Source organism: Pseudomonas sp. GW823-FHT03E05, from assembly GCF_058796855.1.
Window position 1 is genome coordinate 227,653 of the sequence record NZ_JBXAJB010000009.1, and the last position, 14,381, is coordinate 242,033.

A 14,381-nucleotide genomic window follows, 5' to 3' on the forward strand; every position below is an offset into this window, starting at 1 on the left:
CGCCCCCCACAGCGTCTGTAGGAAAATTCTGAATTCAGAACGTTCCGAATCTTGGAGTGGAATCGGATAAAGCACGCCCGTTCCACGGCCCTGCGAAGGGGGTTGGCCGCGAGTGCCTAACGGGTGCCCGGCACCAGGTCGAGGATCTCGTCGATGCCCAGGCACCGCGGCTCCACCTCCAGGGTCCGGCCATGCTCGAGAATCCCCACCGCCACATCACGCATGGCCATGTAGGCACTGCGCAGCATGTGGTTGGCGTAGATCACCGCGTTGAAGCCGGCCCCCTCCAGCTCGTCGAAACTCAAGTGAGCGTAGCTGGTGGGCACACAGATCAGCGGCACCCGCGGGCAGTGGCGGCGGAACAACCGGGCGAACTCGAGGATCTCCAGGCCGTCCTTCTTGCGGCTGTGGATCATGATCCCGTCGGCGCCGGCCGCGACATAGGCCAGGCAGCGCTCGATGGCATCGTCCATGCCCTTGTCGAGGATCAGGCTTTCACAACGGGCGATGATCAGCAGATCCTCGTGGCTGCGGTTGGCGCAGCCCACGCGGATCTTTTCGCAGAACTCCTCGATGGAGTCCTGGAGCTGGCTCACCGCGTTGCCGAACAGCGAGTTCTTCTTCAGCCCGCACTTGTCCTCGATCACCACCGCCGAGACCCCGGCCCGGTCCAGCATCTTCACGTGGATGGCGAAGTGCTCGGCCTTGCCCCCGGTATCACCGTCGAAAATCATCGGCAACGAACACACATCGAAGATCTCGCGGATGCCGTGCAAGCGGTTGCTCGGCGAGAGGATCTCGATGTCCGGCAGGCCCTTGTGGGTCGAGTCGGTAAGGGAGCTGGACCAGATGGCGTCGTAGACCAGGCTCGGTCCGCTGCCCCGCTCCAGCCTGGATTGCTCCGCCAGCAGGGCGGAGATCGGGCTGTGGGCTTCGAGCACGCGAAGGCAGCGCTTGCGGCGCAGCAACTGGCTCAGGTTGGTTCGGCGAATATCAGCTTCCTGCATGGGATTCACACGCCTCTTGTGGTTGGGGAACACCGGGTTCGCTCAGGGGTGGGTCATGTCCAGGGCCACCACGTAGCGGTCGAAATCCGCCGCCGAGACATAGCCCAGCTGCTGGGCCACTTCCCGCAGCGACTTGCCCTCGTGGTGGGCGGTCTTGGCGATGATCGCGGCCTTGTCATAGCCGATGTGGCGGTTGAGGGCGGTCACCAGCATCAGGTTCTTCTCGATATTGGCCTCGATGCGCGCCCGGTTCGGCTCGATGCCCACCGCGCAGTGGTCGTTGAAGGCCCGGCAGGACTCGGCCAGCAAGGTGATGCTTTCCAGCACGTTGTGCACCATCACCGGCTTGTAGACGTTGAGCTGGAAATTGCCCTGGCTGCCAGCGAAGGCCACGGTGGCGTCGTTGCCGAAGACCTGGGTACAGACCATGGTCAGCGCCTCGCACTGGGTCGGGTTGACCTTGCCCGGCATGATCGAGGAGCCCGGCTCGTTCTCTGGAATGTCGATCTCGCCGATGCCGCAGCGCGGCCCGCTGGCCAGCCAGCGCACGTCGTTGGCGATCTTCATCAGGGCCATGGCCAGGGTGCGGATCGCCGCCGAGGTGTTGACCAGGGCATCGTGGGCCGACAGGGCGAAGAACTTGTTGGCGCAGGACTTGAACGGGTAGCCGGTGAGATCGGCGATGATTCGTGCGCACTCGTCGCCGAACTGCGGGTGGGAGTTGAGCCCGGTGCCCACCGCCGTGCCGCCGATGGCCAGGTCGTAGAGGCCGGTGAGGTTGTGCTGGATGGCCGCCAGGGCGTAGTCGATCTGCTCGACCCAGCCACCGATCTCCTGGCCCAGGGTGATGGGGGTGGCGTCCTGCAAGTGGGTGCGTCCGACCTTGACCACATCGCGGTACTGCTCGGCCTTCTCGAACAGCGTGTCGCGCAGCACCGAGACGCCCGGCAGCAGGGTTTCGAAGATCTCCGTCACCACCACCATGTACATCGCCGTGGGGAAGGTGTCGTTGGACGACTGGCCACGGTTGACGTGGTCGTTGGGGTGGATCGGCTTCTTGCTGCCCAGCTCGCCGCCGAGCATCTCGATGGCCCGGTTGGCGATCACTTCGTTGGCGTTCATGTTGGACTGGGTGCCGGAACCGGTCTGGAACACCACCAGCGGGAAATGCTCGTCCAGTTGCCCGCTGATCACCTCATCCGCCGCCTTGACGATGGGCAGCGCAATGGCTTCCGGCAGCTCGCCGAGCTTGAGGTTGGCCAGGGCCGCGGCCTTCTTCAGGATGCCCATGCTGCGGATCATCGGCGCCCCCCACTGGAAACGTGCACGGCCGATGGGGAAGTTGTGGATGGAGCGTTCGGTCTGGGCTCCCCAGTACTTGTTGGACGGTACCGAAATGGAACCCATCGAGTCGGATTCAAGACGCATGTGGGTAGTTCTCCAATAAATGAATGAGGGTCCGGCCTGCGGTGCCGGGCAGGCGCCCTGCCCGGCCTGGTTGGCAGGCGCTTATTCCTTGAGTACGGAGGCCATCTTCTCCAGGTGCTGGCAGGCGCGCAGCACGTACTCATCGGACAGCGCTGCGATGCGCCGGTAGTTGACCTGCTGGCCGGTGGCCTGGGTGTAGAGCTTCAGGGCGTCGGTGGCGTGGCGGAAATGCCGGGCCTCGACGGCGCCGCAGTGAACGCTGAGGAAGCCGGCGATGCGGTTGGCTTCCCCGGCGGGGTAACCGCAGGATTCGCGCAGCCAGTTCTTCCACAGCGGTGTCATCAGGTTGTACTCGCCGGTGTTGAACAGCTCGGTCAGGGCCATCATCTCCAGGGCTTCCACCAGGTTCGGAGCCAGCGGGCGCTTCTCGCCGACCCAGGTGGAGAACTCCTTGGTGATGGGGTTCAGGTACTTGTCCTGCAGGCGCCAGTTGTCCGAGCCGCAGATGGCCGAGGCCATGCGGTGGTAGAGCTTGGAATGGTGGGGATGGCCGTGCATCTCGCCCAGGCCGACGTCCTCGACGATGATCTCGCCGCAGTGCCGGGCCGCCTCCAGCAGCTTGAGCTTGTTGTCATCACCGGGCAGGTCCTCGGACTCCTGCAGCAGCCGCACGATGATGCTGGACACCGCATGGGCCGCGCCATCCGGGCTGCGCCAGCCGCAGAAAAAGGTGCACAGCGAGTCCTCGGACCACTTGCGCGAGGTCATGCGCTGGTAGGTCAGGCAGTAGCCGTCCAGCTTGTCGGGGTGGTTTTCAAAGCCCGTCAGCAGGGCCTCCACCAGGTTGCGGTCCTCGACATCCACCAGGGCCTGGTGCACGTAGCCGATGAACTCCTTGCGGGAACTCTCCATGTTTTTCTCCTGTAATTGTTCTTCACTTCACGGACAACAAGATGAACGACGCCGGCCCGGGCCACGGCGGGCTCGGGAACGGGCTTGATCCCGCTGGGGGCTGGGCTGCCGGGAGCCGCTTCAGTCGATGACGATCGCCGAGATGAACTGGGCGAAACGGCCCAGGCCCTCGATCAGTTCCTCATATTCCACGGCGTAGGAAATGCGGATGCAGTGGGGGTCGCCACAACCGGAGCCGGGCACCACCGCGATGTGCGCCTCGGTCAGCAGCAGGTCGGCCAGGTGATCCACATCGCGCACCGCTTCGCCGTGGTAGTAGCCGCCGAGCCGGGAAGAGACATCGATATACAGGTAGAAGGCGCCTTCCGGCGGCGCATAGCTCACCCCTTCCAGGCGGTCGAGGTAGGTGCGTGCGGCGTGCAGCTGGCGTTGCAGGAACGGGTTGACCAGGTCGGCAAAGTGCGACGAATCGGCGTTCAGGGTATTGAGCGCGGCGTACTGGGACAGGCTGCTGGGGTTTGAGGTGGTGTGCCCCTGCAGGTTGTGCATGGCCGCGATCACCGGCGCCGGGGCGCAGGCGTAGCCGACCCGCCAGCCGGTCACCGCCTGGCTCTTGGAGAAGGAATCGATCAGCACCGTCTGCCCTTTCAATGCCGGGCACAGCGCCAGGATGTTGTGGTGCTCGTGGCCTTCGCGCACCAGGCCGCGATAGCACTCGTCGAACATCACCCACAGTTGCCGCTCCTGGGCCAACTGGGCGATGGCCAGCAGTTGCTCGCGTTCATAGACGGTGCCGGTGGGGTTGTTGGGGGTGTTGATGACGATCATCCGGGTGCGCTCGGTGAGCGCGCCACGCACCGCGTCCACCGTCAGCCGGTAGTGGTCGGCGCGGGTCTGGACGCACACCGGGGTGGCGCCGGCCAGGCGGATCTGGGTGGGAAAGGTTTCCCAGTACGGGGTGGGCACTATCACCTCGTCCCCGGGGTTGAGCAGCACCATGCAGGCGTTGTAGAGCGCCTGCTTGGCCCCGGCGGTGACCGCCACTTCATTGGCGGCGAACTCCACCCCGGTGCGCTGGCTGACCCGTTGCGCGAGCTTCTCGCGCAGGGCCGGCAGGCCGATGGGCGGGGTGTAGCGGTTGCGCGCATTGGCGATGGCTTCGATGGCCCCGGCGCGCATGTCCTCGCAGGCATCGAAGGACAATTCGCCGGCGGCGAAATTGATCACCTTGATCCCGCTTTCCTTCAGGGCGTTGGCTTTGCTGCGCATGCTCGAGGTGCCTGGAGCACTGAGGCCCAGCGCACGCTGGGACAAGGAAAAACGGACGGCCGTGGCTTCGCTGCTTGTCATTTTTGTACCTGCGAAAACAATCGGAAAACAGAGTGAACCGAGCCTGTACCCATGTGCCCCCGGCAACCTGGAAAGCTGGTCTAGGCTGGTCGTCTTACATTCTGATGACAGTCGCAAATAGCGGCCAATACTGTTTGCGTCGTGATTGATACTGGAAAAACAAGAAATGCTAGAGCTCCGTCGTCTGCGTTATTTCGTCACCGTTGCCGATGAATTGCACTTCGGCCGCGCCGCCCTGCGCCTGCGGATCGCCCAACCGCCGCTGACCCGGCATATCGCCGCCCTGGAGGCGCGCCTGGGCATCCGCCTGTTCGAACGCTCGACCCGCACCGTGTGCCTGACCCCGGAGGGCGAACTGTTCCTGCAGCAGGCCCGGGGGGTGATCAGTGCCGTCGGCGAGGCCGAGGCCACCGCGCGCAAGATCGCCCATGGCGCCATCGGCCGTATCGTCATCGGCTATGCCAGCTCGATTCCCCTGTCCAACGCTTTCTCCGAGATGATCCGCAACACCAGCCGCAGCCTGCCGGAGGTGGAGCTGGCGTTTCGCGAGGTGTCCACCGCCAGCCAGCGCCAGCAGTTGATCGATGGCAGCCTGGATATCGGCTTTGGCTGGGGGGCGCCCAACTTGCCGGCCCACGGTTTGCAGTCGCTGGTGAGTTCGCGCGATTCCCTGGTGGTGGCGGTGCCGTCGCGCAGCGCCTTCGCCGGCAGGAGCAGCCTGGGGTTTTGCGAACTGGCGGAGGAATCCTTCGTGACCTTTCCGAGCGCCTACGGATCGGCCCTGAACACCGCCCTGGAGGACCTCTGCGCCCACAGCGGGATCATCCCGCGCCTGGGGCCCACGGCGTCACAGATGACCACCCTGGTGTCCCTGGTGGCGGCGGAGCGCGGGGTGGCCGTGGTGCCCGACTACACCGCGACCCTGCAGCGTCCCGGGGTGGTCTATGTGCCGCTGGCCGAGCCCTATGTGCTGGAACAGACGGTCAGTTGGCGCACGCCCCTGGGGTCGCGCTGCCTGGAGCGCTTCGTCGAACTGGCCAGGACCCTGGCAGCGCCGCTGCCGGCCCCTGCCGCGGGGCCCGAATGGCGCCTGCGCGGCTAGCGCTCCACCAGCAAGCAGCAGGCCCGGACAATCCCGCTCCGGGCCTGCGCTTTCAATGCATTGGCGGGACCTCAGCCGGGGCTGGGCAAGGACCGGGCATCGGCGTCCAGGCCACGCTGCACGTACCAGGACAGCGGCAGGGTCAGCAGCAGGGTCGCGGCCAGGGCCATCACCGCCAGGGGAATCCCGGTGACGTCGCCGAGGCTGCCGAACAGCACCGGCGCCAGTGCCCCGCCGCCGATGGTGCCGGTGTAGAACAGCGAGAACGCCTGCTCGCGCTTGCCCGCCCCCGCCAGGTCCGGCACCGCGCCATAGAGCACCGACGAGGTGCCGTTCAGCGCCAGCCCCAGCAGCGGTAGCATCACCATCAACCCCACATAGGGCAGGAACACCGCCAGCACGATCAGGCTGGCGGTGGTGAACTCGGTGATCCACACGGTCTTCATCATGCCGATGCGCGCCCCGAGGTAACCGCACAGCAGCTTGCCGAAAGCGCCACCGACGAACAGCAGGGTCAGGGCCAGGCCGATACCGGCGGTGCCGGCGCCCTTGGCCTTGAGCAGGAACGGCAGGAAGGTCAGGAAACCCATGCGTACCGCACTGTCCAGGGTGCCGGTGAGGATCAGTGCCCGCAGGCCGCCGACCGAGCCCTGGCCCTTGACCGTCTTCGGCGCCTTTTCCTGCATGGCCAGGGTCGCCGCCCGGGACGGGATCAGCCACCACAGCGCCAGCGCAGCGGCCAGCCCCAGGAGGCCGATCAGGGTCACGCTGGCACGCCAGCTGATCACGGTCAGCAGCAGCCCCACCAACCCGGGAATCAGGGTCTTGCCGATGTCCCCGGCGAAGTTGTACTGGGACAGCGCTTCCTTGACCCCGCCGCCAGCCTCGTGGGTGTCGGTGATGATCGAGGACGCCAGCGGGTGCTGGGTACTGGCCCCCAGGCCGCCCAGCAGCAGCGCCAGGAGCAGCACCCCCAGCCCCCCGGCCTGCCCCGCCAGCAGGTAGGCCAGCCCGGCCAGGGCAGTGCCCCCCACCAGCAGGCGCTCGCGTCCCCAGCGCTTGGCTCCACGGCTGGCCAGCAACTGGAAGCCGGCCATCATCCCGGAATAGGCGCCGCGCAGCAGGCCGATCTGGGCGTAGCTCATGGCGAACTGCGCCTGCCAGATCGGCAGCAGTACATAGATCACGTCAGTCAGGCCGTCATGCACCGCGTGGGCGCCGCAACCGGCCACCAGGGAACGGCGGCGCACCGACACATCGGACGCCGGCAATGCCTCCGGGGAGGCGTGATGTTTCAGGTCATTCATTGTCGAGGCAGGCTGCAAAATGAAAAGGAAGGGTCAATCAGCAACAGGATAGGCGAGCCTGGGTCAGCCACAAGCCCCGTTGCCGGGGCCGGGCCGGAGCCATCAACGCAACAGCTGGGCACAGTCGCGCATTACCCGAGCCTTGCGCTGCAGGTATTCGGCGAAGATTTCCCGCGCGGCCTGCGGGTCGACCCGCACCTGCATGGCATCGACGAACTCGTTGACCGCCGCCACCGCATGGGCGAAGTGATTGCTCTCGGTGCCGCCGGTGTGCACCGTGACCCAGGCCACGGTGGTGCGCGCCTTCTCTGCCGGCACCCCCATGTCGCGGACGAACCACTGCTTGTACAGCGGGTGGATGAACTCCACTTCACCGTGGGTGTAGACCTCGTGGATCAGGGTGGTCAGCAGCCCCTGCAGCAGGTCGCGGTCACGCAGGCGGCGAAAATCCGTCCAGTCCTTGAAGCCCTGGGCCGAGGGCAGGCAGTTTTCCTTGAGCAGCCACTGGTCATCGCCGCAGATCGGCGTGGCCATGTTGTAGAACAGGTCCGAATGCAGGGTATTGCCCAGGGCGCCCAGGTCTTCATCGGTGATCCGCTGCAGGCTGCCGCAGGCCCGGTACAGGCCGTCGGCGGCTTCCGAGCCCTGCCCGGAGCGGGCCAGCAAGGTGATGCGGTTGGCCAGCCCGGACACACTGGTGGCGGAGTTGTTGGTCTTCGACCAGCTGGCGAAGAACTTGCGCAGCACCGCCGGCTCGTGGCGACGGGAGGTGAGCTTCTCGAAGGCATGCTCGATGTCCACCAGGGCGCCCTCTTCGCTCCAGAACGCCTCGAACAGCGCATGCTTCAAGACACTGGCCGGCATGTCGTTCAACACAGGTTCGACAATCTTCAGCAACTGGCTCTGCCGGGTCAGTACGTTATTCATGGTCACCTCACGTATTCCTTGTTGGATGATGAATCTATCGGGTTGGACGGTTCGCGAGCCGCGACCGGGGTTTGGGGTTCGAGGGGCTTCCAGCCGCCCCAGGCAATCAGCAGCGACAGCAGTTGGAACAGCACGATCAGCGCCACGCAGCCCTGCCAGCCCCAGTGGCTCCAGAGCAGGGCCGGGACCACGGCGCCAAAACTGCCGCCCAGGTAGTAGCAGGTCAGGTACAGGCCCACGGCGCCGGCCTTGTTGTGGCGGGCGGTGGCGGTGGTAAAGGAGTTGGCGGCGGCCTGGGCCAGGAACACTCCGGTGGAACTCAGGGCCAGGCCCAGCACGATCAGCCACAGCGACGGCAGCAGGGTCAGGGCCGAACCGCAGACCCCGAGCAACGCCGCAGCCACCAGCAGCTCGGCCTGGGGCCGCGACTTGCTCAGGCGCCCGGCGATGGGGATCACCACCAGGGCCAGCAGGAACACGCTGTAGATCGCGCCCAGGGCTGCGGCCCCCAGGTCGAACGGCGCCTGGCTCAGGTAGAGCCCGGCGTAGGTAAAGGTGGCCACTTGCGAGAACAGCACGCAGAAGCCCACGCCGTAGGCTGCCAGCAAGGGCCGCCGGCACAGCTCGCGCAGGGCACTGAGGCCGCCGGATGCCCGGGGCGCGGTCAGGGGCGGGTTGGCCGGCAGCAGCAAATGAATGGCCACCCCGATCAGCAGGCTCAGGCCCGCGAGCAAGGCAAAGGCTTCGCGCCAGCCCACGTATTCGGTCATGAAACCGGTGACAAAACGCCCTGCAAAGCCGCCCAGCACGGTGCCGGCGACATACAGGCTGGTGACTTCGGTCACGGTGCCGCCGCTCCAGCGGTCGCCGATGTAGGCCACGCTGGTGGCGAACACCACCGGGATCAGCATGCCCTCCACCAGGCGCCAGACCAGCAGCTGGGTAAAACTGCCGGCATAGGCCGCCAGCCCCGCCGGCACCGCCAGCAACAGCGCGGCCACCACAATCACCCGGCGCTGATCGAAACGCCCGGTAAAGCGGCTGACAAAGGGCGCAGTGAGGGCCACCGCCAGGGTGGTGACGGTGATGCTCCAGCCGGCTTCCCGGATGCTCACCTGAAAGCTCTGGGCAAATTCCTGGAGAATGCCCTGGGTCGCATACAGGTTGAGAAATGCCGCACAACCACACAGAAACAGGGCGATGCGCGCACAATGCTGACGCGAATTCATGAAACCTCTCGTTTTATGACCAAAGGCCTTTATAAAATACGTCGCTAAGCCAAGACCAATACCGAATTCCGACCGATCAATACCCAGGGAACAGGATGCTCGATCTACGCAAGTTGCGTTATTTTCTGACGGTCGCCGAAGAGCTGCATTTTGGTCGCGCCGCCCTGCGCCTGCACCTGGCGCAACCGCCGCTGACCCGGCAGATTTCGGCCCTGGAAACCGAACTGGGGTTTCGCCTGTTCGACCGCACCAGCCGCACCGTGACCCTCACTGCCCAGGGCCGGCATTTCCTGCCGTACGCCCGGGCCGTGCTGGAACAGGTGGACCTGGCCCAGGTCATGGCCGGCAAGCTGGCTGCAGGTTGCGCCGGGCAACTGGCCCTGGGCTACGCCAGTTCCATCGCCCTCTCGGACCTGTTCAGCCAGGCGATCCAGGCCTTCGCCCAGCGCTTCCCGGACGTGCAATTGACCCTGGTGGAAGGTGCTTCGGTCAGCCAGTGGTCGCAGATTGTCGACGGGCGCATCGACATCGGCATGAGCCGCATGCAACCGCCGAGCGAGCAGAGCGATATCCAGTCCCTGTCCCTGGGGGACGAACCGCTGGTGGCGGCGATCTCCAGCGACAGCCCCCTGGCCGCGCAGGCACAAGTGACTCTGGCCGAGCTTAGCGAGCATCCGCTGATCCTGTTTCCCGCCGACTACGGCTCGGGGCTCAACGAAGCCATCGAACAACTCTACCGACGCAACGGCCTGCCATTGCGCCCGGGCCCCAGCGGCCGGCAGATCACCTCGATCATCGCCCTGGTCGCCGCCGGCCAGGGCATTGCCCTGGTGCCCCGCTGCACCCAGACCCTGGCGAAAAAAGGCGTGACTTACCGCCCCCTCGCCGACCCCAGCGCCACCGCCCAGTTGCTGGTACTGACCCGCAAGCAGGGCCGCAGCCAGTTGGTGGAAGCCTTCATGGGGGTGCTCGACGAATTGCTGCAAGCCCAACCCGCAGCGGCCGGGCTCTAGTCAGAGCACGGTCAGGCCCAGCCCGGCCAGGAGCATGCCGGCCTGGCTGCGGGAAATGATCGCCCCCTTGAACAGCTTGGCATCCACCAGGCGCAGCCCATGCAGGCTGGCTTCGCGCAGGTCGGCGTCATCGAAGCGGGCATTGTTGACCCGGGCCATGGACAGGCTGCCGCCGTCGACAAACACCGCCTTGCGAAAGTCGCAGTAGGTCAGGTCGGCTTCGCTGAAATCGATGTTGTGCAACTGCGACTTGTAGAACGAGATACCCGAGAGCATGGCGCTGTTGAGCAGGCAGTCGGAAAAGCTCAGGCCCAGGGCCGACACGTCGCCGAAGTGGGCGCCGGTGAGCTTGCAGCCATCGAAGCTTGCATGGGCCACCTTGCTGCGCTGCCATTGCGTGTTGTTCAGGTCACAGCGTTCGAAACGGGCATCGGTAAGCACTGCAGAACGCAGGTTGGCCTGGCCGCCGCGACAGCTGGTCCAGCGGGTATTGATCAGGTTGGCCGCGGTGAGATCGGCGCCGGTCAGCAGGCAGCGTTCGAACCAGGCCCCGGGCAGGCTGATGCGGGACAGGTCCTGGCCGCTCAGGTCCAGCCCTGCGCAGCGCAGCGGCAGCGGCTGCCCGGCGGCCAGCTCGGCCAGGGAGCGGTCCTGCAGCGCCTCGGCGTCGATAGTGAAGTAAGCGTCATGAGCCTGCATGCCCTCTCCCGAGACTGGATACGAAGGGCCGCATCTTCTGGGCGTCGGCCAGGGAGGTCAATCTTGATCTTTGCCGCGCGCTGTGAGCAATGCGCGCCCCCTAGCGGCACGCGACCTTGGCCAGTGCGCCGGCCTGGGCGATGGCCAGGTCATTGCCGTTGGCATCGATACCGACAAAGGTGCTGATGTAGGAATACACCTGCTGATAGGCCTTGCCGTCGTACCGGTAGAAGGTGTCGTTGTGCTCCCCGGCACTGACCCGTGCACTGGTCATCAGGTCGGGCATGCCGTTGCAGGAAGTCGCCAGTACGCCCAGGGGGCCATCCTCGACGGCGAACAGCGGCTCGGCGTGTGCCTTGCCGGCACGATAAAGCCATTGGCTTGAATTGACCTGATTGCCGCTCATGCCACAGCTCAAGAACAGCAATTGGCCATGGGGGCCGTGGCAGGTTGTGGCAATCACCCCCTCCTGCGCGCATTGAGCATTGATCTGCTGACGGGTGTCGGCGCCCAGAACCGCCAGGGCCTGGTTCGCCGGGCTGTCCACCGGCTCGCTGGCGCACAGCCCCTTGCCCCTGGGCCAGGCCCGGCGGGCGCCGAGATACACCGGCGCCAGCGCGGCAATCACTGCATCCAGCTCGCGGCCCAGGCATTGGGTATCCGGGCAACGGCTGATGGCGCGGTTCTGCCTGTCGACCTGCCGTGCCAATTGCCACGGGGTGAACACCTGCGTGATCGAGCCGTACTGCACAAAGCGCGCCTTGAACAGTTTCTCCACCAGCGCTGCGTCGTTGCAGGTTCCCGCAGGCAAGGCCTGGCGCGCGGCGGCGGCATCGTGCAGGGCGCTGTCGTCCGCGCTGAAGCCCAGCGTCGTCACGTCCGTACAGGGCTTCAGCAACAATTGCGACGAGAGATAACCCGCCTCGACCTGCTCGCTACCCGGAATCACCCGCTTGCCCTGCGCCCACGCGGGCGAGGCCAGTAAGAGCGTGCATGCCAACAGGCCAATGGGGTATTTCATCGTCGCGTTGCCATCCATTGATGTGCTCAGAGCGCTTGCGCGCTTGTTGAGTATTGCGCGGGGTTGACCAGGTGATGCGCCACAGACCGATCAGGGATACTCGCGGCCAACAGCAGCCGTGCCGCGCTATTCAGGCCTGCCAGAGCCTTGTTAAGGTTCCGGCTCCCGCGTAGCCGTGATGCAACCGGAGCATATTGCTCATCCAGCAAGCCTCGCGCAACGAAACAGATGCATTCGTCCTTTGGAGACCACTGATGCAATCGCTGCCCCTCTCGCCCCTGCTCGTTGGTGAATCACTTGAACTGCGCCCACTTGAGGCCGTGGACTTCACGGCGCTGTATGGCGTCGCCTGCGATCCCTTGATCTGGGCTCAGCACCAAAGCTCGACCCGCTATCAGGAGCCGGTATTTCGCCAATGGTTCGACGACGCACTGGCGGCCAGGAGCACCCTGATCGTGATCGACCGCGACAGCGGCAAGGTTGCAGGCAGCTCCCGCTACTACGAGTTCAACGAGGACCAGCGTGAAGTTGCCATCGGCTACACCTTTCTGGCGCGCGAAAAATGGGGAGGCAGTGCCAACAAGGAACTCAAGTACCTGATGCTCGGGCACGCCTTTCAGTGGGTCGACACCGTCTGGTTCCATGTTGCGGGTTCGAATATCCGCTCACAGCGAGCCATGGAGAAAATCGGCGGGCAGTTGTCGCACACCGTTCTGAAGCAGGTGAATGGAGGTACTCAGGAGAATCTGTTTTTCAAGGTTGGGCGAGCAACCTTTGAAGATCGGCTGTCACCTACCCTGTCATAGCTCTTTCCAGTGCCGAGTCGGGTCTTGCCATGTCCAAGAGCCCGATGTGGATCAATTTCTGACGTTGCATATCACTCAAGGAGTTGATCGATGTGATATTCAAAACGGCAGGGCCTTAATCGGCGATGGGTGTGCCCTATAGCGGATCGAATATCAACATGTCCTGCATCCTGCCGATCAATATATTGCCTCAGTACCAGCCACTGAGGCTTGTATCCAACTTGACCAGCGTGTCGGGATAGCCGTCTTTCTTGAATTTCAAAAGATAAGCCTGCCCGGAGAAATAACCATTACCGGAACTCAGAGTCACCGTACCTGGAGTGATGCCAGAGTGACAACCAACCCCTTCTTGTTTCTTACTTCAAAAGAGGCACCAGCGGGTGCGCTAGTTGCAGCAACTGCATATTGCGAATCCTTCTACAACGCTCAAACATCCCTGAAGCCCGAATGATGCAACTACGGTAAATCCCCCCTGAGACCAGCCAATGACTCATAACTCGCTTCCATGTTTTTCATAGGTTCCGGATCTGAACGCATACCGATCGGTGTTGTATTCATGCGATAGCAAATAGACATCCTTCTTGGGCGTATTTTTGGGCGGTAGCTTCCTGCCCAGCTCCCTAACCTTGCTTGGGTTTGATCGTTGTCAGATCTTCAAGCTGCCGCTGGACGTCTGATAATTAGGGGAAGAGGATCAGAAATCGCTGCTCGTGGCCTCACGCCTGTCTACCTTCCGCGGCACGATTGCTGTATATCAAAACAGCAGAAAGCAAGACATGCCCCAGGGGCCCCTCTATTTTGCGGCCAAGACAGGGACCCAATTTACCGGGAAAATCCCAGCAATTGCTCGACCCTCTCCAGAACGTATCGCCCCTTTCTAAGTTCCGTCTTTTTTCCATGCTGCAGGACGGCGGGTAAAACCGCTGCGCTATCCCTCCCACACTATTCATTAGATTGTAAAATCAGCTACGCAGCGGAAGACGTAAACACCTTAATCACAAGGATAAATGCGAATGGCATTCCTAACTGAAACACAATTGCTTGACATGGGCTTCAAGAAGCTCGGCAAAAACGTGAAGATCAGCGACAAGGCGGCAATCTACAACTGCGACAGAATTTCGATTGGGGACAACACACGGATCGACGACTTCTGCGTCATCTCCGGCACGGTGACCCTGGGCCGAAACGTACACATTGCTATCTTCTGCAACGTCGCCGGTGGCGAACCAGGTGTAACGATGGAGGACTTCTCCGGACTGGCATATGGCTGTCAGATTTTCGCCCAGTCCGACGACTACACTGGCAAGACACTTACCAATCCGACCGTACCGGCCGCTTATAAGAATGAGGCTAAAGCTGCAATCAACATCGGGCGCCACGTCATCGTCGGCACCTCTTCGCTGGTGCTACCGGGCGTAGACTTGGCCGAAGGCTGCGCTGTGGGTGCTATGTCCATGGTCACCAAATCAACAGAGCAATGGGGCATCTACTTTGGTATCCCTGCCAAACGCATCAAGAACAGAAGTCAGAAACTACTGGAGCTTGAAGCGGCCTATCTGGCCTCGGAGCAGTAACGATGC

13 protein-coding genes are annotated in these 14,381 nt (G+C 63.7%); 4 read left to right on the forward strand and 9 right to left on the reverse strand.

The annotated features are described in order from the left end of the window. Positions 1 to 116: 116 nt before the first annotated feature. From aepX to AC1RCO_RS29190, 4 genes are all read right to left on the reverse strand, one after another. Positions 117 to 1,007: a phosphoenolpyruvate mutase gene (gene aepX, locus AC1RCO_RS29175; protein WP_011060442.1), complete on the reverse strand. Its 891-nt coding sequence runs from the start codon at positions 1,005 to 1,007 to the stop codon at positions 117 to 119. 42 nt (positions 1,008 to 1,049) lie between these two features. Further along, on the reverse strand, positions 1,050 to 2,435 hold the full coding sequence (gene fumC / locus AC1RCO_RS29180; protein WP_492618316.1) for a class II fumarate hydratase: 1,386 nt from the start codon (positions 2,433 to 2,435) through the stop codon (positions 1,050 to 1,052). Between the two features lie 81 nt (positions 2,436 to 2,516). Next, positions 2,517 to 3,347 carry a hypothetical protein gene (locus AC1RCO_RS29185; RefSeq protein ID WP_015634930.1) on the reverse strand — a complete coding sequence of 277 codons (831 nt, stop codon included), beginning with the start codon at positions 3,345 to 3,347 and terminating at the stop codon, positions 2,517 to 2,519. A 120-nt stretch (positions 3,348 to 3,467) separates the two neighbouring features. Then, the gene (locus tag AC1RCO_RS29190; RefSeq protein ID WP_019094691.1) at positions 3,468 to 4,697 is read right to left on the reverse strand and encodes a pyridoxal phosphate-dependent aminotransferase; all 1,230 of its coding nucleotides are present in this window, start codon (positions 4,695 to 4,697) and stop codon (positions 3,468 to 3,470) included. 166 nt (positions 4,698 to 4,863) lie between these two features. Between AC1RCO_RS29190 and AC1RCO_RS29195 the strand changes: the two genes are divergently transcribed. After that, positions 4,864 to 5,799, forward strand: a complete 936-nt coding sequence (locus tag AC1RCO_RS29195) for a LysR substrate-binding domain-containing protein (protein WP_065363497.1) — start codon at positions 4,864 to 4,866, stop codon at positions 5,797 to 5,799. A gap of 71 nt (positions 5,800 to 5,870) precedes the next feature. On the opposite strand, the gene AC1RCO_RS29200 is transcribed toward AC1RCO_RS29195, so the two are convergent. From AC1RCO_RS29200 to AC1RCO_RS29210, 3 genes are all read right to left on the reverse strand, one after another. Further along, positions 5,871 to 7,106, reverse strand: coding sequence for an MFS transporter (locus AC1RCO_RS29200; protein ID WP_011060437.1), 1,236 nt, complete (start codon positions 7,104 to 7,106; stop codon positions 5,871 to 5,873). Between the two features lie 102 nt (positions 7,107 to 7,208). Next, positions 7,209 to 8,033: a hypothetical protein gene (locus tag AC1RCO_RS29205; RefSeq protein ID WP_011060436.1), complete on the reverse strand. Its 825-nt coding sequence runs from the start codon at positions 8,031 to 8,033 to the stop codon at positions 7,209 to 7,211. 2 nt (positions 8,034 to 8,035) lie between these two features. Next, positions 8,036 to 9,262 (reverse strand): MFS transporter, encoded by a 1,227-nt coding sequence (locus AC1RCO_RS29210; RefSeq protein ID WP_011060435.1) that lies wholly within the window; start codon positions 9,260 to 9,262, stop codon positions 8,036 to 8,038. Between the two features lie 95 nt (positions 9,263 to 9,357). Here AC1RCO_RS29210 and AC1RCO_RS29215 point away from each other — a divergent pair, with 95 nt between their 5' ends. Next, positions 9,358 to 10,275, forward strand: a complete 918-nt coding sequence (locus tag AC1RCO_RS29215) for a LysR family transcriptional regulator (protein ID WP_011060434.1) — start codon at positions 9,358 to 9,360, stop codon at positions 10,273 to 10,275. Here the strand turns inward: AC1RCO_RS29215 and AC1RCO_RS29220 are convergent, their stop codons facing one another. Together AC1RCO_RS29220 and AC1RCO_RS29225 are read right to left on the reverse strand one after the other, a co-directional pair. Then, positions 10,276 to 10,974, reverse strand: coding sequence for a pentapeptide repeat-containing protein (locus tag AC1RCO_RS29220; RefSeq protein ID WP_072444810.1), 699 nt, complete (start codon positions 10,972 to 10,974; stop codon positions 10,276 to 10,278). A 100-nt stretch (positions 10,975 to 11,074) separates the two neighbouring features. Further along, positions 11,075 to 11,995, reverse strand: a complete 921-nt coding sequence (locus AC1RCO_RS29225; RefSeq protein ID WP_401019216.1) for a hypothetical protein — start codon at positions 11,993 to 11,995, stop codon at positions 11,075 to 11,077. 254 nt (positions 11,996 to 12,249) lie between these two features. On the opposite strand from AC1RCO_RS29225, the gene AC1RCO_RS29230 reads away from it, so the two are divergent. Together AC1RCO_RS29230 and AC1RCO_RS29235 are read left to right on the forward strand one after the other, a co-directional pair. Further along, positions 12,250 to 12,801 (forward strand): GNAT family N-acetyltransferase, encoded by a 552-nt coding sequence (locus AC1RCO_RS29230; RefSeq protein ID WP_492618317.1) that lies wholly within the window; start codon positions 12,250 to 12,252, stop codon positions 12,799 to 12,801. Between the two features lie 1,013 nt (positions 12,802 to 13,814). Continuing rightward, positions 13,815 to 14,375 carry an acyltransferase gene (locus AC1RCO_RS29235; protein WP_174395071.1) on the forward strand — a complete coding sequence of 187 codons (561 nt, stop codon included), beginning with the start codon at positions 13,815 to 13,817 and terminating at the stop codon, positions 14,373 to 14,375. Positions 14,376 to 14,381: the final 6 nt, after the last annotated feature.